The organism is Desulfobulbus propionicus DSM 2032, from assembly GCF_000186885.1.
Taxonomy (GTDB): Bacteria; Desulfobacterota; Desulfobulbia; order Desulfobulbales; family Desulfobulbaceae; genus Desulfobulbus; species Desulfobulbus propionicus.
The window spans coordinates 2,649,648-2,670,000 of record NC_014972.1 but is presented as its reverse complement, the minus strand read 5'-3'; the positions used below and the strand labels follow the sequence as shown (position 1 = coordinate 2,670,000).

At 57.8% G+C, this 20,353-nt stretch carries 17 protein-coding genes (1 of these 17 running past the window's edge); 11 read left to right on the top strand and 6 right to left on the bottom strand.

The window, feature by feature from the left end; genetic code table 11:
- The 3 genes from selA to DESPR_RS11640 all read left to right on the top strand — a co-directional run.
- Window positions 1-665, top strand: the 3' portion of a protein-coding gene (selA, locus tag DESPR_RS11650) for an L-seryl-tRNA(Sec) selenium transferase (RefSeq protein ID WP_015725012.1). 781 nt of this gene lie to the left of the window's left edge; 665 of the gene's 1,446 nt are visible here — the last part of the coding sequence; its start codon lies beyond the left edge, outside the window; its stop codon occupies window positions 663-665.
- Window positions 666-673: 8 nt separating this feature from the next.
- A complete protein-coding gene (locus DESPR_RS11645) occupies window positions 674-2,851 on the top strand; it encodes a tetratricopeptide repeat protein (protein WP_015725011.1) in 2,178 nt (725 codons plus the stop codon).
- 174 nt (window positions 2,852-3,025) lie between these two features.
- Entirely contained in the window at window positions 3,026-4,108 is a 1,083-nt protein-coding gene (locus tag DESPR_RS11640) for a type IV pilus twitching motility protein PilT (protein ID WP_015725010.1), read from the top strand.
- A gap of 18 nt (window positions 4,109-4,126) precedes the next feature.
- On the opposite strand, the gene DESPR_RS11635 is transcribed toward DESPR_RS11640, so the two are convergent.
- From DESPR_RS11635 to DESPR_RS11625, 3 genes are read right to left on the bottom strand one after another with little or no spacing between them, the layout of a single operon-like run.
- Window positions 4,127-4,642 (bottom strand): PilZ domain-containing protein, encoded by a 516-nt coding sequence (locus DESPR_RS11635; RefSeq protein WP_015725009.1) that lies wholly within the window; start codon window positions 4,640-4,642, stop codon window positions 4,127-4,129.
- A 32-nt stretch (window positions 4,643-4,674) separates the two neighbouring features.
- Window positions 4,675-7,227: a DNA internalization-related competence protein ComEC/Rec2 gene (locus tag DESPR_RS11630; RefSeq protein WP_015725008.1), complete on the bottom strand. Its 2,553-nt coding sequence runs from the start codon at window positions 7,225-7,227 to the stop codon at window positions 4,675-4,677.
- A gap of 16 nt (window positions 7,228-7,243) precedes the next feature.
- Complete coding sequence (locus DESPR_RS11625) at window positions 7,244-8,578, bottom strand: 3-deoxy-D-manno-octulosonic acid transferase (protein WP_015725007.1); 1,335 nt, start codon at window positions 8,576-8,578, stop codon at window positions 7,244-7,246.
- A 303-nt stretch (window positions 8,579-8,881) separates the two neighbouring features.
- Between DESPR_RS11625 and DESPR_RS11620 the strand changes: the two genes are divergently transcribed.
- The 3 genes from DESPR_RS11620 to DESPR_RS11610 are packed head-to-tail and all read left to right on the top strand — an operon-like array spanning window position 8,882 to window position 11,366.
- The gene (locus DESPR_RS11620; protein WP_015725006.1) at window positions 8,882-9,337 is read left to right on the top strand and encodes an Lrp/AsnC family transcriptional regulator; all 456 of its coding nucleotides are present in this window, start codon (window positions 8,882-8,884) and stop codon (window positions 9,335-9,337) included.
- A gap of 19 nt (window positions 9,338-9,356) precedes the next feature.
- On the top strand, window positions 9,357-10,613 hold the full coding sequence (locus tag DESPR_RS11615; RefSeq protein WP_015725005.1) for a diaminopimelate decarboxylase: 1,257 nt from the start codon (window positions 9,357-9,359) through the stop codon (window positions 10,611-10,613).
- A 15-nt stretch (window positions 10,614-10,628) separates the two neighbouring features.
- Window positions 10,629-11,366, top strand: coding sequence for a 16S rRNA (uracil(1498)-N(3))-methyltransferase (locus DESPR_RS11610; protein ID WP_015725004.1), 738 nt, complete (start codon window positions 10,629-10,631; stop codon window positions 11,364-11,366).
- On the opposite strand, the gene murJ is transcribed toward DESPR_RS11610, so the two are convergent.
- Entirely contained in the window at window positions 11,345-12,952 is a 1,608-nt protein-coding gene (murJ, locus tag DESPR_RS11605; protein WP_015725003.1) for a murein biosynthesis integral membrane protein MurJ, read from the bottom strand. The genes DESPR_RS11610 and murJ overlap by 22 nt on opposite strands.
- A gap of 191 nt (window positions 12,953-13,143) precedes the next feature.
- Here murJ and fusA point away from each other — a divergent pair, with 191 nt between their 5' ends.
- Together fusA and DESPR_RS11595 are read left to right on the top strand one after the other, a co-directional pair.
- Window positions 13,144-15,213 carry an elongation factor G gene (fusA, locus tag DESPR_RS11600; RefSeq protein ID WP_015725002.1) on the top strand — a complete coding sequence of 690 codons (2,070 nt, stop codon included), beginning with the start codon at window positions 13,144-13,146 and terminating at the stop codon, window positions 15,211-15,213.
- Window positions 15,213-15,728, top strand: coding sequence for a MogA/MoaB family molybdenum cofactor biosynthesis protein (locus tag DESPR_RS11595; protein WP_015725001.1), 516 nt, complete (start codon window positions 15,213-15,215; stop codon window positions 15,726-15,728). The genes fusA and DESPR_RS11595 overlap by 1 nt, the downstream gene beginning before the upstream one ends.
- 87 nt (window positions 15,729-15,815) lie before the next feature.
- Here DESPR_RS11595 and purM read toward each other — a convergent pair whose 3' ends face one another.
- Entirely contained in the window at window positions 15,816-16,874 is a 1,059-nt protein-coding gene (gene purM, locus DESPR_RS11590; protein ID WP_043770037.1) for a phosphoribosylformylglycinamidine cyclo-ligase, read from the bottom strand.
- A 185-nt stretch (window positions 16,875-17,059) separates the two neighbouring features.
- Between purM and DESPR_RS11585 the strand changes: the two genes are divergently transcribed.
- From DESPR_RS11585 to DESPR_RS11575, 3 genes are all read left to right on the top strand, one after another.
- Window positions 17,060-17,260, top strand: coding sequence for a DUF2065 domain-containing protein (locus tag DESPR_RS11585; RefSeq protein ID WP_015724999.1), 201 nt, complete (start codon window positions 17,060-17,062; stop codon window positions 17,258-17,260).
- 240 nt (window positions 17,261-17,500) lie between these two features.
- Complete coding sequence (corA, locus tag DESPR_RS11580; RefSeq protein WP_015724998.1) at window positions 17,501-18,433, top strand: magnesium/cobalt transporter CorA; 933 nt, start codon at window positions 17,501-17,503, stop codon at window positions 18,431-18,433.
- Window positions 18,434-18,494: 61 nt separating this feature from the next.
- On the top strand, window positions 18,495-19,580 hold the full coding sequence (locus tag DESPR_RS11575) for a S1C family serine protease (protein WP_015724997.1): 1,086 nt from the start codon (window positions 18,495-18,497) through the stop codon (window positions 19,578-19,580).
- Window positions 19,581-19,598: 18 nt separating this feature from the next.
- Here the strand turns inward: DESPR_RS11575 and DESPR_RS11570 are convergent, their stop codons facing one another.
- Entirely contained in the window at window positions 19,599-20,273 is a 675-nt protein-coding gene (locus tag DESPR_RS11570) for a TIGR04211 family SH3 domain-containing protein (protein ID WP_015724996.1), read from the bottom strand.
- Window positions 20,274-20,353 lie beyond the last annotated feature (80 nt).

The window sequence follows — 20,353 nt, the reverse complement described above, 5'->3', positions numbered from 1 at the left end:
ATCTCGGCTCCGGCTGTTTTGTCGACTTGAGCAAATATGGATTGGCCAAAGAACCGACAGTGCAAGAAACAGTTGCCGCTGGCATCGATGTTGTCACATTCAGTGGTGATAAACTCCTTGGAGGCCCACAGGCAGGTATTCTTGTCGGTAAAAAGGTCCATATTGATCAACTCAAGCGCAATCCTTTAAATCGCGCCCTTCGCATCGATAAGTTGACTTTAGCCGCCTTGGAATCTGTTTTACGATTGTATTTGGATGAATCCCAGGCGCTGAAAGCGATTCCCACGCTGGCAATGATTGCTGCTCCTGAGTCAGCCATTCACGATCGTGCCCAGCAAGTTTGCCAGCAGTGCCGTGAGACGATGGATGATCATTGCATCGTTGAACTTGTAAACACCTTTTCCCAGGTGGGAGGAGGGGCCATGCCTGGCCAGCATCTGGCGAGTTGGGCTGTAGCGGTTCGGCCTTTGAAAATAAAGGCCAGTCGGTTGGAGCGACAGCTTCGCCATGCGCCTGTCCCCGTGATAGGGAGAATGGAAGATGATCGCTTGCTCTTGGACATGAGGACTGTCAGTGAAAATGAGCAGGATCTGCTGATACACAGTCTGTATAGCGCATTGACCATGCAACCGGATGCGTACAATCATCCTCAACCCTCACTTTAGATCCTCCTATGTTAACCCTTGATGACTTTCATGTACTGCAAACACCTTTTGCAGAAGAGGTCAACCGATTCTTACCGCTTCCCGCCAAGGTCAATTTTCTTGCCCTCACCTCTGATGGTCTCTTGCAACCATTACACGAATACCTCGCTGGTACAAGGTCCATGACCAAGGAAGAGCAGGACTCGTCCATCAAACCCTATTTGATGGATGACCAACTCGTCATTCCTTTCAGTCTTGCATGCGGAGAACAGGGCGCAGCGGTCATCAGTGAGATTGATCCTGGCTTTCTACGCAAAATGTCAGCCTCATGGTTGCGAGAAGTTCGAGAGGGCTTTCTTGAGCGCCTTGAACAGGTTCGCTTAGAGTTCGTTGATCCTGAAACCGAATTGTATAATCGACGCGCGGCAGCAGTGTTTCTGCAGTGGCCGGGCCCGCATCCGGGTTTTTTTTTGCTACTAAACACAATCTTTTACCGGCGAACAGCAGCCGGTAATTTGCAAAAACTCCGAGAAACCGGAGACTTGATTCTCGCCTTGACTCGTTGCCACTGTTTTTCCTTTGGGTATGGCGTCTTCGGCTTGCATTTCTCGAAAAACACCAGAAAACGAGCACTGCAAACCGCTCATTATTTGCAACGCCAGCTGCGCAGGGAAGGTATGAGCAAGGTGCAGATCGGATTTGCGCGAACGTCCGTTCCGGATGCACGACGAACAATCGATGTCCTAGACAGATGCTGGCGAGCTTTGGCCATTGCTGAAAAACGCGGCCCATTTGGTATTTGTGATATCGATACTGTCGATGAACAGCACCCGCAGCCTTTCCAACTGACAGACCCTCAGCTTTTGAATGCGATACGCAAACGATGGCGAGGCCTACCCCGTTTCACGCTTGCCCTCCTTTCCTGGCGCCCAATGGCTGAAACGACCAATGCCTTTGATGCACACATTGCCCAGGCCGTTGGCAGTGATGGTGAATATCTCGCCGGGAGCGACACTCTGGCTTCCATTTTGATTCCCGACGGCAGTCAAGAAACGGTAACGCGGTGCATCGATGCCGTGCTCACAACCTGCCACGAACGATATGGCAGAGAAGCGGTCTCTTTGGGGATCGCATCCTGGCCCTGTCTTGATTTCATCAAAAGCGACATTCCCGGCAACTGCCTCAAAGCGCTTTATCACGGGTCCTTTCTGGGGCCGGGGAGCGTGGTTTATTTTGATCATCTCAGCCTCAACATCAGTGGTGATTATTTTTTTGATGAAGGAGATTATCAATCGGCTCTTCGTGAATATCATCGCGGTTTGCGCCAGCAACCCGGTGACATCAATTTGATGAACAGCTTGGGCGTGGCATTGGTGGAGCACGGGCAGGAACGACGGGCCGCCGCATGCTTTCAGGATGTGCTGCGGCAGGACGCGGAAAATTACATGGCCCTGGTGAATCTTGGCCGTGTGTGTCAAACCTTGGGTAAAAAGGAAGATGCCGTGAGGTGCTTTGAGCGCGCCTATCGAAAACATGGCCAGGACGACGCATGCGGTCAGGAACTTTTTCTGCCGCTCGGACGATTATATACTGAATTCGGGTATCCTGAGAAGGCTATTGCCATTTTTGAACATTGGCGAACCCGTCCCGGCAGCGAGTCGGAATTTCTTCTTTTTCGTCTGCTCGGCCAAAGTTATATGGAAAACCAGCAGCCGGAGGAGGCTATCAAAGCCTGCCAGCGGGCTTTGAGGCTTTTTCCCCACGACAGCATTTCCATGAGTACCCTGGGGTTGCTCTATGTTGAACAAGGAGAGGGCAGCGACGTGGGCCTATCTTTGTGCAACAAGGCGCTCTCGTTGGATAACTTCAATCCTGATCATTGGTATCGCTTGAGCCGCGCCCTTCTGTGCATTGGCAAACGTGCCGAGGCGCTGGAAGCCGGTAAGCAGTGTCTGCATCTGCAACGCACCCATGTCGAGGGAACGGCGCAGATGGGGCAAGTGCATAAAGCCTTGGGACGTGATAAATTGGCGAAGCGTTACTACATGCAGGCTCTGGCTCTCAAACAGTGCACTCAGCTTCATGCGAAGCGAATCAGGCGTTCCTTGGATGAGCTGTCCAGGGGTTGCGTCCAGGAATCCGATATATCTTCATGCGGCGACAGGGCAAAGAAAGCAGCAAGTCAGCGGGGCCGAAGAAAAAAATGATCGAGGAACGGGTTCGTTTGTCCTCGCATATGGCTGTAACTATCAAGACTTGGAGTATTGCTTGATACTTTCTTTGAGAACAGGGTATCAATTCGGTGAATTGGAACGAGTTTGTGTCATTGAGAAAAGCTGTTTTGTCAATTCAGCAATAAAGCGGATAAGGAGCTGTACACCATGGCCCAGATAGATGCATTTTTTAAGTTGATGAATGACGAAGGCGCCTCGGACCTGCACATGATGGCGGGGCAGCAGCCGGTGCTCCGCATCCGCGGTGATATGGAGCGGGTCAAGTTCAAAGTGCTGGATAACGAAAGCCTCAAAGCGATGCTCTATGAGATTTGTCCCGAGGACAAGATCAAGATCTTTGAAGAAACCGGGGATATGGATTTTGGCTACGAGATCCCTGGCCTGGCCCGTTACCGCTGTAACTTTTTTCAGCAAAAGTATGGGATCGGTGCGGTATTCCGTGAAATTCCCAGCGACATTCTCACCTGTGAACAGCTTGGTCTGCCCAAGGTGGTTTCTCGTTTGGCTTCCCTGCCAAAAGGCTTGGTGCTGGTGACCGGTCCCACTGGTTCGGGAAAATCGACCACCTTGGCTGCCATTCTCGATGAATGCAACAAAACCCGCAAGGATCATATTCTCACCGTTGAGGATCCCATCGAATTTGTGCATAAAAGCCAGAACTGCATCGTCAATCACCGCGAGGTGGGCACCCATACTCGCAGTTTTTCGGCGGCCCTCCGTGGTGCCCTGCGTGAAGATCCCGATATCATCCTGGTCGGCGAGATGCGCGATCTGGAAACCATCGCCCTGGCCATGGAGGCCTCAATGACCGGTCATCTGGTGTTCGGCACCCTTCACACCATGAATGCCATGAAAACCGTGGATCGTGTGGTCGAGATTTTCCCCGCTAATCAGCAGGGGCAGGTGCGTTCCACCTTGGCGGACGCCTTGCGCGCGGTGGTGTCGCAGACGCTGTTCAAGCGGGTTGACATCAAGGGGCGGGTCGCCGCCTTGGAAATTCTGATTTGCACACCAGCGGTTCGCAACCTGATTCGTGAAGGGAAAACCTATCAGATTCCATCCATCATGCAAACCGGCAAGAAATTTGGCATGCAAACTTTGGATGACGCTATTTTTGAATTGCTGGAAAAAAAGAAGATCAGTGCCGAGGATGCGTATATCAACTGTTATGAAAAAGGCCGGTTTGTGAAATATCTACGCCATCAACCTTCTGACTTTACTGAAATTTGATCGAAAGAAGATTGCCGTTTAACAAGCGGTGCCGTACTGAGCAAGACAGCTGAGCAGGACTTTTCGCTGCGCCTGATTGAGGTTGATGAATCGGGCGCAGTTGTTGAGCACGGTTGTCTTCAGTCCATTGATTTCCAACAGTTGCTCCGTGGTCGTAACGATTTCGGCGGGAAGCTGTTCCAGCGAGGAGCCATCGTTGCAGTTGTACAGATCCAGTTTTAACAGCCGGCTGGGTAGAGGGGCGGCGTTGTAATGCTGATCAAAGCAAAGTCCGCCCTCACTGATGTTTTTGATCCGGGCATACTGGTCGGTGCGGCCAGGAATGCGCACGAGAAAAAAAGGGGGGAGTTGCTTTCTGACAAAATGACGGTGCTCGATGCCGACGGAAAGTGAAAAAAGAACCACAATCTGCTGGTGACACTCATCGCACCCGTACGCCTGGGCGGTTGGCAGGGAGGCCAGCCAGGAAAGCCTTGGTCGGGCCGTCAGCCGGTGTCCATTGCAGGCGGGACATTTTTTGCCGAATGCGATCATCAAGGACCCCTCCCAATTCAGGTCATTTTTGATTAATTATTTAATATACCGCATAATATCTTCTCTTTCAAGCCTCTCTTTTTTTCCACGAATTTTCCCGTTACCGCATCAAAATCAAAACATTTTCCATTGAAACTGCTGACGCGCAGGGTGTTGCCGTCGGTACGGCAGGTGATGGTTCCATCTTGAGCGGTGATCAGCGCCAAGATATTTTTTTGGCGCCAGCGTTCAAGGTGCGCTGAGAGCGGCAAGGATATTCCTTGACGTTGTCCGGTGGAAACGACGATCAGGGCTGGATCGACGGCGGCAATGAAATCCGGCCCTCCCGAGGTGCGACTGCCGTGGTGCGGGGCCAGGAGAACCTCGGCCCGCAGGGGTACAGGTGATTGCAGCAATCTGTTTTCACTGGGAATACCGATATCTGCAGGAAGAAGGAAGCCGTGCTTGCCGTATTGTACGTGCAGCACAAGGCTGCGGTCATTGGTTGACCAAGAGGCGTTGTCAAGCAGTCCGGGCATGCCCAGGCAGTGTACCCGGAGCATATTGTCCTGCTGGAGGAACCCGCCCGCCACAGCGGTCTGGATGGGAATGCCTGCCTGGCGGACTTTCGAGAGGAATCTGTCATAGGCTGGCTCTTTGCCGGGATCATCGTTGACGATCAGGCGTCGCGGTTTGAAACGGCCAACGACAAAGGGCAAACCGTTGTAATGGTCTCCATGGGGATGGGTGACGATCAGGTCGTCAAGCCGCCAGATTCGCTGGCGCCAAAGAAAAGGGGCGATAATGCTTTGTCCCGGATCGAAACGTTCGGTTCGGTACCCGCCGCCGTCGACCAGGATATTTTTTCCTCCGGGGAGTTGCAAGAGGGTGGCGGTTCCCTGGCCGATATCGAGGAAATACACGGCCAGCTCATCCCTGGTGGGTGGACGCCAAAGACCACGAGTAAAAAGACCAAGCAGCAAGACGGTAAGAGAGGCGGTCAGCAGCGTCCGTCGCATGGTGAGTCGCCGCTGCAGCAGGAGCCACAGCAAGGAAACATACAGGACTATTTCCCAAATATTGGGCGTTATGGTCCAGACCGAGGCAAAGGAAAAACCATCGGCCCAGTTCGTCATCCCCACCGCCAGTTCAATACCCAAGCTGCCGAGATAAAAGAGAACGTGGGACAGATCCGGAGCAAGCCAGATGAACGGGATGGCCACCAGGCCAAAGGGCAAGGCCCAGAGACAGAGCAGGGGCTCGATCAACAGATTCATCAGCGGGCCGATCAGGGAAAAACGATTGAAGTGATACAGCAGGATGGGCACGGTACCCGCTGTGGCGGCCAGGGAAACGTACAGCAGCGACTGCACGGTTTTGAGCCCGGTCTGGAGCTGTTTGTACCAGGCGTGCTCGGTATCGGCATCGCTGATGAGAATGGGAAGCCGGGGGTAGATGAGATTGATCGACAGCACCGCGGCAAAGGAAAGCTGAAACGAGGCGGTGAAGAGGGCGAGTGGGCTGATGGCCAGGACAACAAGCGCGGCCGCGGCAATGAGGGGGAGGAGAGAACGCTGCCGCCGCAGGATTACGGCAAACAGTACCAGGAGTGCCATGGCCAGTGCTCGGATCGCCGGGATGTTCAGACCGGCAATGAAGGTATAGAAAAAGAGAAGGGGGGCGGTCAGAGCCAGGGCCAAAGTCGGAACATGGGTGTGGAGCAGCAGCCATTGGCTACGTTTGAGCAGGAAGGTGAAGAGGGCCGTGGAAAACAGGCCCAACAGGCTGAAATGTAGTCCGGAGATGGACAATATGTGGAACGTGCCGTTTTCTTTGAACGCTTCGAGCAGCTGCGGCGAAACGTTGGACAGCGAGCCGATCAGCAACGCCTGGTAGAGCCCGGCGAGATCGGCTTCGAATTGATGGTCCAGTGCCTGGGCGATCCGTTGCCGCACCTGTTCGGGAACAAAGCGGAGCGTGCGCCAGAACGAGTTGTTGGAATCGCCCACTAGCAGGACTGCCGACGTGGAAGAAATCCATCCTGAACAGCGCAGAGATTTGGCCGCCATCTGTAGCCGGTAATCAAAGGCGCCTGGAGTCTGATAGTTGCGGATGCGATCGACCGTGGCCACGACCATGGTCATGGTCCCCGGAGTAAACTCCGGCGCAAGCCGTCCAGGAACGGACAGGAGAATGGAGCCACGACTGGGCTGAAACGGAGAGCGTGCCGTCCGATCGTGGATCAGCAGTGATTCGATCGCCAATTCAAAGCGGGTTTTGTCGCCGTCGAATTCAGGCATGGCCACGATGCGGCCAACCAAGGTGACCTGGGTACGTGCCGTAATCCTGTTGGAAATATGGTGGGAATCGCTGTTGGGTTGCAGGGCGAGGTGGGTGTGCAGCAAACCGGCAAGGAAAAAAAAGGGAAGCGTGGTCAGGGGCGCGTGACGGCGTGGCAGGCGCCAGGCGATAATTGCCAGGACCAGCAACAGCGGGAGCGCTTCACAGATAAGCGGCTGGTGCCGCAGCATCCCATGGGCATGAAAGGCCGTGCTTGCCCCGGCGATAAAGCAGAGAGTAACGCACAGAAGCAGATTGTCGCGCAAGGGTTCGCACCTCTGCTCATTCGTGTCTGTTGTGATGCTTTCCTCTTGCAACCAGACGACTGATCACCTCCAGGTGCCTGCCAACAACGCCTCGGTTGAGGCGAACGCACAGCCCGGCAGCCTCGGCCATCTGGCGACGTGCGGCTTGGTCAGCGAAGAGATGGCGCAGTTCGACATAGAGTGCATCCGTGGAATCGACCTGCCGCGCTCCGCCGCGTTGATGCAATTCCGCGGCAATCTCGGCAAAATCCTCCATGTGCGGACCGAACAGCACCGGCACTCCGGCAGCTGCCGGCTCGATGGGGTTGTGACCACCGAAGGGCGCCAGGCTGCCACCGATGAATACCACCTCGGCCATGGGGTAGCACCCCGCCAGTTCACCGATGGTATCGAGGATCAGTAGCGGCCCCTGAGCGTCCTTGCCGCTGGTCCAGCGGCGGCAGGCAAGTCCCTGCTCCCTGCCTAGGGCGACAATTTCCTTGGCCCGCTCGATGTTGCGGGGGGCGAGCAGCAATTGCAATTGCGGCAGGTCGGCAAGCAGCCGCCGGTACACCTGGAAGATCGGCTGTTCTTCACCGGGATGGGTCGAGCCGCAGATCCACAGGGGGGCCGCGGTCGAAAAACCGTAACGCTGTTTGAGCCAAACGGTGTCACCCCGGCTTTCTTGATGCTCCGTCAGTTGGCTGGTGTCGAATTTCAGATTGCCCAGGGTGGTGACCTGCTGTGGGTCGAGGCCAAGGGACACCATTTTGTCGGTATCCGCCTTGGTCTGCATGGATAGCAGGGTAAAGGTTTGGAACATGGGACGAAAGAGCCAGGCAAACCGCCGGTAGCGGGCAAAGGATGGTGCCGAGATCCGGCCGTTGACCAGCAGGGTCGGAATATTCCGCCGGGCCAGACAATGGAGCCAGTGGGGCCAGAAATCGGTTTCCACCAGGATGAAAAGGTCGGGACGGAGCGAGCGGATGAAAAAGGATGCCACCGGTCCCAGATCGAGTGGCGCAGCGATAAGGGCGTCGACCAAGGGCGACAGCACTTTGTCCGCCACCTGATTGCCGGCCCGGGTGGTGGCCGAGAAGATGATCCGCGCCTGGGGAAAATGCTCGCGCACGCCGCGCACCAGCGGCAGGGCCGAGGTCACCTCGCCCACGGACAGGGCATGGATCCAGATCGTCGGCACACCGGCCGGCGGCGGGGAAAGGGTGCGCAGCCTGGCGGCCAGGCCGAAGCCCAACCGCTGGAAAAGTCTGCGCCGGTATTTCTCCCGGCAGGCAATCAGGGGCAGGAGTGGCAGCAGGCACAGGAACAGCGCTGTGGAGAGCAGGGTATAGAGGACAGAGAAGAGCGGCATCGGTTGATCCAATTCTTGGGGCAAGGCCGGGGAAGGAGAAGTTTCTTGTTGATACCAGCAATTCAAGGTGCTGTCGAAGGAGAAGCGACCGTGCCTGGATTTTTCTGCACACTGTTGGATGTATTCGTTGTTATCCGGTTTTTATCGAATATTTTGCTGTAAAAAGATCATTATTTTGAATTTTACAGCATTTTTTTGATATATTATGAATTTTATTCTTGATCGGCGCTAGGGCTCGCGGTACGGTTTTGTACCCGGTTGTCTGGTGAGATTCGTTATTTGTCTTGACCAAAGGACGTGTGAATGCTTGATGAGACCAGCCTGAAAATACTGAAGATACTCCAGGAGAAGGCCCGCATTCCCAATGTCGAGGTGGCGCGTCAGGTGGAAATGGCGCCTTCGGCTGTGCTTGAGCGCATTCGCAAACTGGAACGTCAGGGCTTCATCGACGGCTACGAGGTGCGGCTCAACCCGGAACGGTTTGACCGTCGCCAGATCGCCTTCATCGAAGTCCAGACCCGCTCGGTGGGCGATCATCCCCCAACCGGTCAGCAACTGGCGGCCATTCCCGAAGTGCAGGAGGTGCACTATGTGGCCGGACACGACGGCTATCTGGTCAAGCTCCGCGTGGCCGACACCGCCGAACTGGCCGCCATCATCCGGGAAAAAATTGCCATCATCAACGAGGTCGTCTCCACCCGGACCACGACCGTTCTCCAAACCTACAAAGAGACCGCGCGCATCCCCATCCGCGGCTGAACCATTCGAGGAACCCGTCATGCCGATGTCCCAAGCGTTCAAAGATCGTCTCTATCCCCACCTGCCCGCCATTGTCGCCCACTACGGCACGCCCTTTCACATTTACGACGAGGCCGGTATCCGCGAAACCGGACGGCGACTGAAGGCGGCCTTTGCGGATATTCCCGAGTTTCGCGAATACTATGCGGTCAAGGCCCTGCCCAATCCGTCCGTCCTGGCCATCATGCAGGACATGGGCTTTGGCTTTGACTGCAGCTCGATCACCGAACTGATGCTCGCCCGCGAGCTGGGGGCCAAGCCCGATGATATCATGTTCACCTCCAACAACACCAGCGCCGAAGATTTTGCCGCCGCTGCCGCCGATGGGGGGTGCATCCTCAACCTGGACGACATCACCCTGATCGACAAGGTGCCGACGATGCCGGAGCTGGTCTGTTTCCGCTACAATCCCGGCCGCCGCCGCACCGGCAACGACATCATCGGCAAGCCCGAAGAGGCCAAGTACGGCGTCAGCCACGAGCAGATCGTCGAGGCCTATCGACTGGCCCAGGCCAGGGGCGCCAAGCGGTTTGGCCTACACACCATGCTCGCCTCCAACGAACTCCACTACTCCTACATGGTGCAGACCGCGGCCATGCTGCTGGAACTGGTGGAGACCATCAGCAAGGAACTGGGGATCACTTTCGAATTCATCAACATCGGCGGCGGTCTGGGCATTCCCTATCTGCCGGACATCGATCCGCTTAACATCGAGGCCATGGGTGAGGAGATCACTGCTCTGTTCGTCGATTTCAAGGATCACCACGGCTACTGTCCGGCGTTGTACATGGAGAGCGGCCGCTATATGACCGGCCCGCACGGGGCGCTGGTGGTGCGGGCGATCAACCGCAAGGACATCTACCGCACCTACATCGGCGTGGACGCCTGCATGTCCGCCCTGATGCGGCCGGCGCTCTACGGCGCCTATCACCACATCGAGGTGCTGGGCAAGGAGGGGGGCGAGATGGAGACGGTCGATGTGGTTGGTTCGCTGTGCGAGAACAACGACAAGTTCGCGGTCCAGCGGCCCCTGCCCAGGATTACCGACGGCGACATCCTCATTATCCAGGATTCCGGGGCGCATGGCCATGCCATGGGCTTCAACTACAACGGCAAGATGCGGCCCCAGGAGTTGTTATTGGGCAAGGATGGGGTGGTGCGGATGATTCGACGCGAGGAGCGGCCCGAGGATTATTTCGCGACGCTAACGTTTGAGGAGAAAATCCTCAATCTATAACAGAGCGACTCCAGCATGAACTTGCTCCTCATTGAACCCGCCGAACTCGTTGTGGGTGAAGTTTCTCTTACCGGCCGCCGTTCCGAGCATTTGCGCAAGGTGCTCAAGGTGGTACCCGGCGATACTGTCCGCGTGGGGGTGGTGCAGGGGCAGGTCGGCACGGGCCGGGTGCTGGCCATTGACGGGGAGTTGGTGCGGCTGGCCGTGGAACTGACCCATCAGCCGGTCTGCGATCTGCACATCGAGCTGATCCTGGCGCTACCCCGGCCAATCATGCTGCAACGTATCCTCAAGCAGGCCACCGTGCTGGGGGTACGGCGCTTTCATCTCATCCGCTCGCGGCGGGTGGAAAAATCCTTCTTCCACAGTCCGGTGCTGGCGCCGGACAAAATCCGCACCTTCCTGCTCGAAGGCATGGAGCAGGCCATGGACACCTGGCTGCCCGAGGTGTCCATTCACCCCCAGTTCAAACCCTTTGTCGAGGATGTGCTGCCGACCCTGAACGGTCAGGGGCTGATCGCCCATCCCGATGCCGATGGTACCCTGGTCGGTCTCCCGGTCTCCGGTGTGGCCGGCCAACGGCTGTTGCTCGCGGTCGGCCCCGAGGGCGGCTGGTCCGACTATGAACTGCAGCGCTTTCTGGACCAGGGATTTTATGGCTTCACCATGGGCAGCCGCATTCTCCATGTGGACACCGCCGTGGTCAGCCTGCTCGCCCAGTTGCAACTGCTCTACGATCTGCGGAAGCGCTGAACCACCTTGGCGGTGAGCAAGGTGAATTCGGGCAGTCGTAAGAGTTGCAGCATCATGCCGTAGATCCCCACCGCCATGCCAATCACCATTCCCAAGGCTGCGATCTGCACCAGGGTGGGGCCGTGCATCCACGGGGCCAGCACCCTTTGCACGCCCCAGATTCCCGCGCACATCAGCGCCGTGGCCACGAGAATCTTGACTAATCCCTGCAATAAATACCCCAACGGGTAGCCCGAGAGCTTGCGATAGAGAACCACGCTGAGAAAGAGAAAGTTGAGGATCATGGCGCAGGAGGTGGACAGGGCAATGCCCCGGTGTTGGAGCGCATCAATCACCAGAGTGATGGTGAGAATGTTGATAGCCACGCCGAGAAAGCTGCCGACCACCGGGTACTTGGTGTTGCCGATGGCATAGAAGACCGGCACCATCACCTTGATGGCCGCATAGGCGAACAGGCCGATGGCGTAGTAGGTGAGGGCGTCGGCGGTCTGCAGGGTGTCCATGGCGGTGAAGGCGCCGTGTTCGAAGATCAGGCGGATGATCGGCTCGGCCAGCAGCACCAGCCCGGCGGTGGCGGGCACGGCCAGGGCAAAGACCAGCACCAGCGAGGAGGTGAAGGTCTGCTTGAGGCTGGCCAGGTCCTTGTCGGCCGCCTGTTTGGCCAGCACCGGCATGACCGCGATCGACAGGGCCACGCCAAAGACGCCGATGGGCAGCTGCACCAGGCGGAAGGCGTAGTTGAGCCAGGAGACCGAGCCCTCGACACAGGAAGCGGCGAAGTTGGTATTGACGAAGATGTTGATCTGGGTGGCGGACAGGCCGATGGTGGCGGGCAGCATCAACAGCAGGATGCGGCGCAGGCCGGGGTCGAAGGGATTGCAGTTGAAGCGGAACTGAAAGCCGACCTTGACCAGGGTGGGCAGCTGTATCACGAGCTGCAGGGCGCCGCCGATCAAGGTACCCCAGGCCATGCCGGCGATGGCCGGCTGCCCGAAGCGGGGAAACATCCAGGCGAGCCCCAGGCCGCCGACGATGGAACCCAGGTTGAAGAAGGTCGAACTCATGGCCGGCACGAAAAACTTGCCCTTGGTGTTGAGCATGCCCATGACCACTGCGGCCAGCGATACAAAGAGCAGGAAGGGAAACATGATCCGGGTGAGTTTGACCGTCAGTTCGCTCTTGCCCGCGACCAGATCGAAATCCGGGGCCAGCAGGTGGACGATCGGCTCGGTCCAGTAGAGGCCGACCAGGGTGAGGAGACTGATCAGCAGGGTGAAGAAGACCAGCACGTTGCCGGCCAGCCGCCAGGTGGCCTCGGAACCGCGGTTGGTGCTGTAGTCGGTGAACACGGTCACAAAGGCGGCGGACAGCGCCCCCTCGGCGAACAGGTCCCGCAACAGATTGGGGATGCGGAAGGCGACGACAAAGGCATCAATGGCAAAGCCGGCGCCGAACAGGCCGGCAAAGACCTGTTCGCGGATCAGGCCGAGCACCCGGCTGCACATCACGGCGATGCTCACCGCGCCGGCGGAACGGGCGATTTTTCCGGTGGAGGTCGAGGGTTGATTGGAGGGTTCTGCGTTCATGGACGGTTCGGGAAGAAAGCGGGTTATCGCTTGACTTTGCAATCTTAATACGAATATAACAGGAGGTCGTTTTTGTGGATTCGATGGTTACCATTCTTGCCGCGAAAGAGAAAGGGCTTTTCATCGGTTTTCGGGCAGGAATGCAGCCGTGAACATTGATACAGCACCCGTTTCATTCACTGGAGGTATCCATGCAGGATGTACAGCAGATCAGGAATGTGGTTATTCTCGGCCATGGCAACAGCGGCAAATCCACTCTTGCCGAGGCCTTACTGTTTACCGCCGGTGCCTTGAAACGGCTGGGCAAGGTGGACGACGGGACTTCTTCCATGGATTTCGAGCCGGAAGAGATCAAACGCAAGATTACCATCGGTGCGGCCTTCAACCATCTGTCCTGGCAGAAAAAAGAAGTTTTTCTCATCGACACCCCCGGTGACGACAACTTCTTCAACGAAACCCGCTTTGCCGCCCAGGTGGCCGACAGCGCCATCCTCACCGTCGGCGCGGTGCTCGGCATCCGTCCGCAAACCGAGAAATTCGTCGACCTGATCAAGGACAACAATCTGCCCTGCCTGATCTGCGTCACCAAGATGGATCGCGAGCGCGCCAACTTCCAGAAGACCGTCGACGGCATCCGCGAAGCCACCGGCCTCAATCCAGTGGTGCTCTATCTGCCCATTGGCGCCGAGGACCAGTTCAAGGGCGTGGTCGATATCGTGGCCAACAAGGCCCTGTTGTTCGCCGATGGCGGCAAGGCCACGATGGCCGATGTGCCGGCCGACCTGACGGACGAGGTGGAAAGCCTGCGGGAAAACCTGATGGAGTATGTGGCCGAGACCGATGACGAATTGATCGAGAAATTCCTCGAAGAGGGTGTGCTCACCGACGAGGAGCTGAAAACCGGACTGGCCAAGGCCATCATAGCTGCCAAGGTGGCGCCGGTCTGCGCTTGCGCCTCGCTCGCCAACCTGGGGTCCAGCGTGGTGCTTGATGCCATCGTCAATCTGCTGCCCTCCCCGGATCAGCGTCCGGCCCGCGTCGGCACCCACCCCAAAACTGGGGATGCGGTGGAGCGTCCCGGCACCGCCGATGCGCCCTTCTCCGCCCTGGTGTTCAAGACCATGGCCGATCCCTTTGCCGGCCGCCTGACCATTTTCCGCGTCTTTTCCGGTACCCTTAAGGGCGACGCCTTCTATAACGTCAACAAGGAAACCGCCGAGCGCTACGGCCAACTGTACATCATGGCCGGCAAGGAGCAGAAACCCGTCGACCAGGCCATTCCCGGCATGGTGGTGGCCGTGGCCAAACTCAAGGAAACCACCACCGGCGATACCCTGTGCGAGGAGGCCAACCCGATCAGCTACCCGATGATCGAGCCGCTGCCCACGGTGATTGCCTATGCGGTCAGCGCCAAGAAGGGCGATGAGGAAAAGCTGTTCTCCTCCATCACCCGGTTGCTCGACGAAGACCTGACCCTGAAGCTGACTCGCGAGCAACAGACCCACGAGACCCTCATTTCCGGCGTTGGCCAGGTGCATCTTGAGGTGATCGGCGAGAAGATCAAACGTAAGTTCGGCGTGGAGATGGAATTGCGCACGCCCAAGGTGCCTTATCGCGAAACCCTCAAGGGCAAGGTCACGGTTCAGGGCAAGCACAAGAAGCAATCCGGCGGCCGCGGCCAGTTCGGCGACTGCACCATCGAGATGGAGCCGCTGCCCCGGGGCGAGCAGTTTCAATTCCTCGACAAGATCGTCGGCGGTGTTATCCCCCAGCAGTACCGACCGGCGGTGGAGAAGGGCATCATCGAGGCCATGGAAAAGGGCGTGATCGCCGGGTATCCCTTTGTCGATTTGAAAGTCAGCCTGATCGACGGCTCCTATCACACCGTCGACAGTTCGGAGATGGCCTTCAAGGTGGCCGGGTCGCTGGCCTTCAAGAAGGGCGTGGTCCAGGCCAATCCGGTGCTACTTGAACCGATCACCGAGGTGGAGGTGCGGGTGCCCAAGGATTTTGTCGGCGATGTCATGGGCGATCTCAACAGCCGGCGCGGCCGGGTGCTGGGCATGGATTCGACCGACAAGTACGAGGTCATCAACGCCCACGTACCCCAATCCGAGATCCTGCTCTATGCCTTGGATCTGACTTCGATGACCGGAGGCCGCGGCACCTTCACGGTTAAGTTCTCCCATTACGAGGAGGTGCCGGCCCAGATCGCGGAGAAGATCATCGCCGAATACGAGAAGGAAAAAGCGGAGGAATAGTGAGCACGCCTTTCTCCCGTCCCTATCGGTGTGGTGTCCTCACCCTGAGCGACAAGGGGGCGCGCGGCGAGCGCGAGGACACCAGCGGCCCATTGCTTCAGGAGATGCTACGCGCCCAAGGGTACGAGATTGCGGCAACGCTGATCATCCCCGATCAGCAACCGCTGATTGAACAGACCCTGATCAGTTGGGTGGATGAGCAGGGGCTGGATCTGATCGTCACCACCGGCGGCACCGGAGTGTCGCCCAGTGACCGTACCCCAGAGGCCACCCGGGCGGTGATCGAACGGGAAGTGCCCGGGCTGGCCGAGGCCATGCGCCAGGCCAGCCTGCGCACAACCATCCAGGCGGTTTGGTCGCGCGGCATTGCCGGGATTCGCAAAGAGTGTCTCATCCTCAACCTGCCGGGCAGCCGGAAGGCGGCGGGCGAGAACCTGGAGGCGGTACTGCCGGCCCTGGAACACGGGTTGGAAAAGCTCAAGGGCTCCGAGGTCGACTGCGGGAGAACCGCGTAACAAAATAGGTCGAGCAGCAAACAAAAAAGCTCCGGATGACCAAGTCATCCGGAGCTTTTTTGTTCCTATTGCTTGAGAGTGCTCTGTTCAGCAAATCCCGTCGATGATCACCTGACGCTCATGGCCGGCCTGGGCGGCCTTGATCTCGCCGATCAGATAGGGCTGTTCGCCGTGGGCGCGGAACTGGTGCAACAGGTCGTCGACACTGTTTTCCGGGACAACAGCCATCATGCCAATGCCCATGTTGAAGGTCCGGTACATCTCGGCGGCGGAAATGTTCCCCTTGTTCTGCAAATAAGTGAACACCGGCAGCACCGGCCAGCTGTCCTTGTTGATGTGGGCCGCGCAGCCGGCGGGCAGGATGCGGGGAATGTTGTCGATGAAGCCGCCACCGGTGATGTGCACGAGGCCGTGGATGGTGCAGCGCCGCAGGATGTTGATGATGCTTTCCACATAGATGCGGGTTGGCCGCAGCAGTTCCTCGCCGACCGTACAGCCAAATTCCTCGATAGAGTCGTCCACCTTTTTTCCCAGTTCCTCGAAGAAGACCTTGCGGACCAGCGAGTAACCGTTGGAATGGATGCCCGAGGAGGCCAGGCCGATGATCCGATCGCCGACACGGATGTCGCTGCCGTCGATGAGGGCGTTGCGATCACCGATACCGACCACGAAGCCGGCCAAATCGTAGTCGCCCGGTTGATAGAGCCCAGGCATCTCCGCGGTTTCACCGCCGATCAGCGAACATTGGGCCTGTTTGCAGCCGGTGGCGATGCCGCGCACCACCTCGGTGGCGACATCGAGATCAAGCGAGCTGCTGGCGAAATAATCGAGAAAAAAGAGTGGCTTGGCTCCGCTAACGATCACGTCGTTGACGCACATGGCCACCAGGTCGATACCGATAGTGTCGTGCTTGTTGCACAGCTTGGCCACGTTGAGCTTGGTGCCCACGCCGTCGGTGGAGGCGATCAGCACCGGATTTTTCAGATCCTCGTGGCCGATGGCAAAGAGCCCGGAAAAACCGCCGATATCGGTGAGGACTCCGCGTCGGTGGGTGTCAGCCACGATGGATTTGATGCGGGAGATGAAAGCATTGCCCTTGTCGATATCAACGCCGGCTTCGGTGTATTTGGAGGATGTGTGCGTCATGAATGTATCGTGCATGTCTCCCGCCGGCGTTCAGGGGCTCGCCCATTGTGTGCAACGTTCAGCGGAAAAAGTGGAATGAAAACAAAAACGATGGGTTTGCCGGCAAGGTACTTTTTTTGACCGGCCATTGTCAATATCTTTGTGGGCGTCTTGCGGGGTCAGCTCCTTTCTGGTATGGCAGTCCCATGAAACTATTGATCACACTCATCGGCCTGATCCTTGTCCTCGAGGGGCTGCCTTATGCGGCCTCGCCGGAATCCATGCAGCGCTGGTTGCGCCAGATTCTGGACATGGACCCCAAACAGCTGCGGCGGGTGGGCTTGACCGCCATGGCCATCGGCTTTGTCCTCTGTTATCTTGCCCAGAAAAGCGGCCTGTTCGAGTAAATCGGTTGCCGGGGGCGCACGTCTTGCACCTGGGGATGACCCATCCGAATCCGCCTGGCAGCCACCTTTTCCCGATTGACTTTTCTCCCGACAGCTCAGTACAATAGCTCCCTTCCTCTGCCGGCACGGGTTGGGCGATGCCGATGGAGAAACGCATGAAACCCCGAGCAGGGGATGCTGCCTGATGCTGGTGCGTGCATGAGCCGTACTTTTTTTACAATCTGATCCAGGACCGTTGCCATGGTCAATTATTTTTTCTTAGACAACAAGGTGGTCAAGATGGAAACTGGCAACAGTTCCGTCAGTCCCAACATTTTCTGGATCGACCTGATCAATCCCACCGAGGAGGAAATCCACCAGGTGGAACGCGATTTCCGGGTGGAGCTGTTCACCAAACAGGAGAGCGAGGAAATCGAGTCCAGTTCGAAGTACGTCGAGACCGAGGACGAGATCGGCATCAACCTCAATTTCCTCATCCCGGAAAACAACACCTTTTCCAATGAACCGGTCTCGTTCATTCTCAAGGACAAGATCCTCATCACCCAGCGGTCCCACGAATTCCGCTCCTTTTCCGAGACGTACCGTAAGCTGCGGGCGATCAAACCGGTGGACGGCGAGGACATCTTTCTCACCATTCTCGAAACTCGGATCGATTACGATGCCGACCTGATCGAGCACATCACCGACAAGATCTCCGAGATCAGCAAGCAGATGATCGGCGACAAGGACCCAAACCGCGAGCTGTTGCTCAAGATCACCACCCTGCAGGAGACAACCATTGCCATCCGCGAGAATATCGTCGAGAAACAGCGCATTCTCTCCTCGATGCTCAAAAGCAAGATGTTTCCCAAGGAAGATTACGAGAACATGCGGATCATGATCAAGGACGTGGGCTCGCTGCTGGACCACACCTCGTTCAACTTCGAACGGCTCGAATTCCTGCAGAACACCTTCCTCGGCTTGGTGGACATGGAGCAGAACCGGGTGATCAAGATCTTTACCGTGGTCACGGTGATCTTCATGCCGCCGACCCTGATCGCCAGCGCCTACGGCATGAACTTCAAGTTCATGCCCGAACTGGACGAGATCTGGGGCTATCCCTTTGCCGTGTTGCTGATGATCCTCTCTTCAGCCATGACCCTGCTCTTTTTCCGGCGCAAGAAATGGCTCTGATCCGGGAGGCGTTTGCAGCCCTTTCCGGATATCGTGTCCTTTTGCTTTTGCAGGCCTTGCCATGAAACCACTGTATCTCGTCGTCCTCCTCTGCGTCCTCGGCTGGCTCGCCTTTCAAACCTTTCAACCCGCTCCCCTCGATCCCCGGGCCGTGCCCCGGGCAGTGGAGGCGCGGGGCGATCTGGCCAGCGACGAGCGGACCACCATCGACATCTTCCGCAACGCCGCGCCTTCGGTGGTCTACATCACTAGCATCGCGGTGCGGCGCAATTTGTTCAACCTCAATGTCTACGAGATCCCTCAAGGCACCGGGTCGGGCTTCATCTGGGACAAGCAGGGACGGATCGTCACCAATTTTCATGTCATTTCCGACGCCAACCGTCTGGAGGTGACCTTGGCCGATCACACCACCTGGAAGGCGGTGCTGGTGGGCGCGGCGCCGGATCGGGATCTGGCGGTGCTGCAGATCAGCGCTCCGGCCAACAAACTGCAGCCCCTGGCCATCGGTGAATCCAAGAACCTGCTGGTCGGGCAGAAGGTGTTTGCCATCGGCAATCCGTTTGGTCTCGACCAGACCCTGACCACCGGCGTGGTCAGCGCTCTGGGCCGGGAGATCACCGCGGTGACCGGTCGCACCATCCATGACGTCATCCAGACCGACGCGGCCATCAATCCCGGCAACTCCGGCGGTCCGCTCCTGGACAGCGCTGGAAGGTTGATCGGGGTCAACACCGCCATCTATAGTCCATCCGGGGCCAGTTCGGGAATTGGTTTCGCCGTGCCGGTGGGCGAGGTCAACCGGGTGGTGCCGCAAATCATCAGCAAGGGCAAACTGATTCGGCCCGGTCTGGGGATCGCTTTGGCCAACCCCAGGTTGATGGAAGAGCTCGGCCTGGAGGGGGTGATGGTGCTCAAGGTGCAGCCGGGATCATCGGCGGAAAAGGCGGGACTGCGCGGCACGACTCAGGTGCGCGAGGGGTTGGTGCTGGGGGATATCATCGTGGCGGTCAATGGTAAGAAGATCAAGGATTACGACAACCTGCGCGATGAGCTGGAACGCCACGAGGTGGGGGAAAGCATCGCTCTCACCCTATTGCGCGATTCCGCGGAGGTCGAGGTCCGGGTGACCTTGGAAGCCCTGGAGTAAGGCCAACACCGCCTGGGGTCAGTTCAACAGGGACGGACGCTTTTTCTTGCCGTTGCCGCTCAGGCGGCCGATCAGCCACCCCAGCAACAACACGATGCTGCCGGTGAAAAACCATTTGATCGATTGATTTTTTCTCAGCACCGTGCATTCGATCTGGGCCGCGGTCAGCTGTTGTTGCAGGTCGGCGATCTGGCGTTGCGCTTCGCCCAGGGAGGTCTTGGCGTTGTGGGCCCCGTCGGGATCGTCGATCAGGGTCTGGTATTTATCGGCCAGGGTGCTGCGATCGGTGACGCACACCGCCAACTCCTTCCGCAGCCGGCCATTTTCCTCGGCCAGATCGACGAAGCGCGACTGGACGTCGTTGACCTTGCCGTCAGGTCCGACCCCGGGTTTGATGTTGGCCACCGGAATGATCGGCGAGCTGCCGAGAAAGCGGCTGCGCACCCAGCCCTGGGTGCCATCCTGGAGGCGGATGTGCGACCACTCCTTGCCGCCCTGGATCAGATTCACCGCCGTGCCCATGGGGAGCCGGGCCACGACGCGGGCATTGTCCCCCTGGTTTTTGCGCATCAGTACTTCCAGGCTGGGCTTGATATAGAGAATGTCCGCCCGGGCCGAAGCGGCGGCAAGCGCGCAGAACAGAGGCAGGGCAAGGATCGCGAGCCGTGGACGGGAAAACAGCGTGGTCATCATGCGGCAGGTCCTGGTTGGACGGTTGGAAAACATTCGGATTGGATTGTGACCGCTCGGCAACGCACAGAAAACACTCCTTG

Bases quoted from the DNA above. Each gene is read 5' to 3' on its own strand.
- DESPR_RS11645 (WP_015725011.1), top strand. From the start codon at position 674: ATGTTAACCCTTGATGACTTTCATGTACTGCAAACACCTTTTGCAGAA.
- DESPR_RS11640 (WP_015725010.1), top strand. From the start codon at position 3,026: ATGGCCCAGATAGATGCATTTTTTAAGTTGATGAATGACGAAGGCGCC.
- DESPR_RS11635 (WP_015725009.1), bottom strand. From the start codon at position 4,642: ATGATCGCATTCGGCAAAAAATGTCCCGCCTGCAATGGACACCGGCTG.
- DESPR_RS11625 (WP_015725007.1), bottom strand. From the start codon at position 8,578: ATGCCGCTCTTCTCTGTCCTCTATACCCTGCTCTCCACAGCGCTGTTC.
- DESPR_RS11620 (WP_015725006.1), top strand. From the start codon at position 8,882: ATGCTTGATGAGACCAGCCTGAAAATACTGAAGATACTCCAGGAGAAG.
- DESPR_RS11615 (WP_015725005.1), top strand. From the start codon at position 9,357: ATGCCGATGTCCCAAGCGTTCAAAGATCGTCTCTATCCCCACCTGCCC.
- DESPR_RS11610 (WP_015725004.1), top strand. From the start codon at position 10,629: ATGAACTTGCTCCTCATTGAACCCGCCGAACTCGTTGTGGGTGAAGTT.
- murJ (WP_015725003.1), bottom strand. From the start codon at position 12,952: ATGAACGCAGAACCCTCCAATCAACCCTCGACCTCCACCGGAAAAATC.
- fusA (WP_015725002.1), top strand. From the start codon at position 13,144: ATGCAGGATGTACAGCAGATCAGGAATGTGGTTATTCTCGGCCATGGC.
- purM (WP_043770037.1), bottom strand. From the start codon at position 16,874: ATGACGCACACATCCTCCAAATACACCGAAGCCGGCGTTGATATCGAC.
- DESPR_RS11585 (WP_015724999.1), top strand. From the start codon at position 17,060: ATGAAACTATTGATCACACTCATCGGCCTGATCCTTGTCCTCGAGGGG.
- corA (WP_015724998.1), top strand. From the start codon at position 17,501: ATGGTCAATTATTTTTTCTTAGACAACAAGGTGGTCAAGATGGAAACT.
- DESPR_RS11575 (WP_015724997.1), top strand. From the start codon at position 18,495: ATGAAACCACTGTATCTCGTCGTCCTCCTCTGCGTCCTCGGCTGGCTC.
- DESPR_RS11570 (WP_015724996.1), bottom strand. From the start codon at position 20,273: ATGATGACCACGCTGTTTTCCCGTCCACGGCTCGCGATCCTTGCCCTG.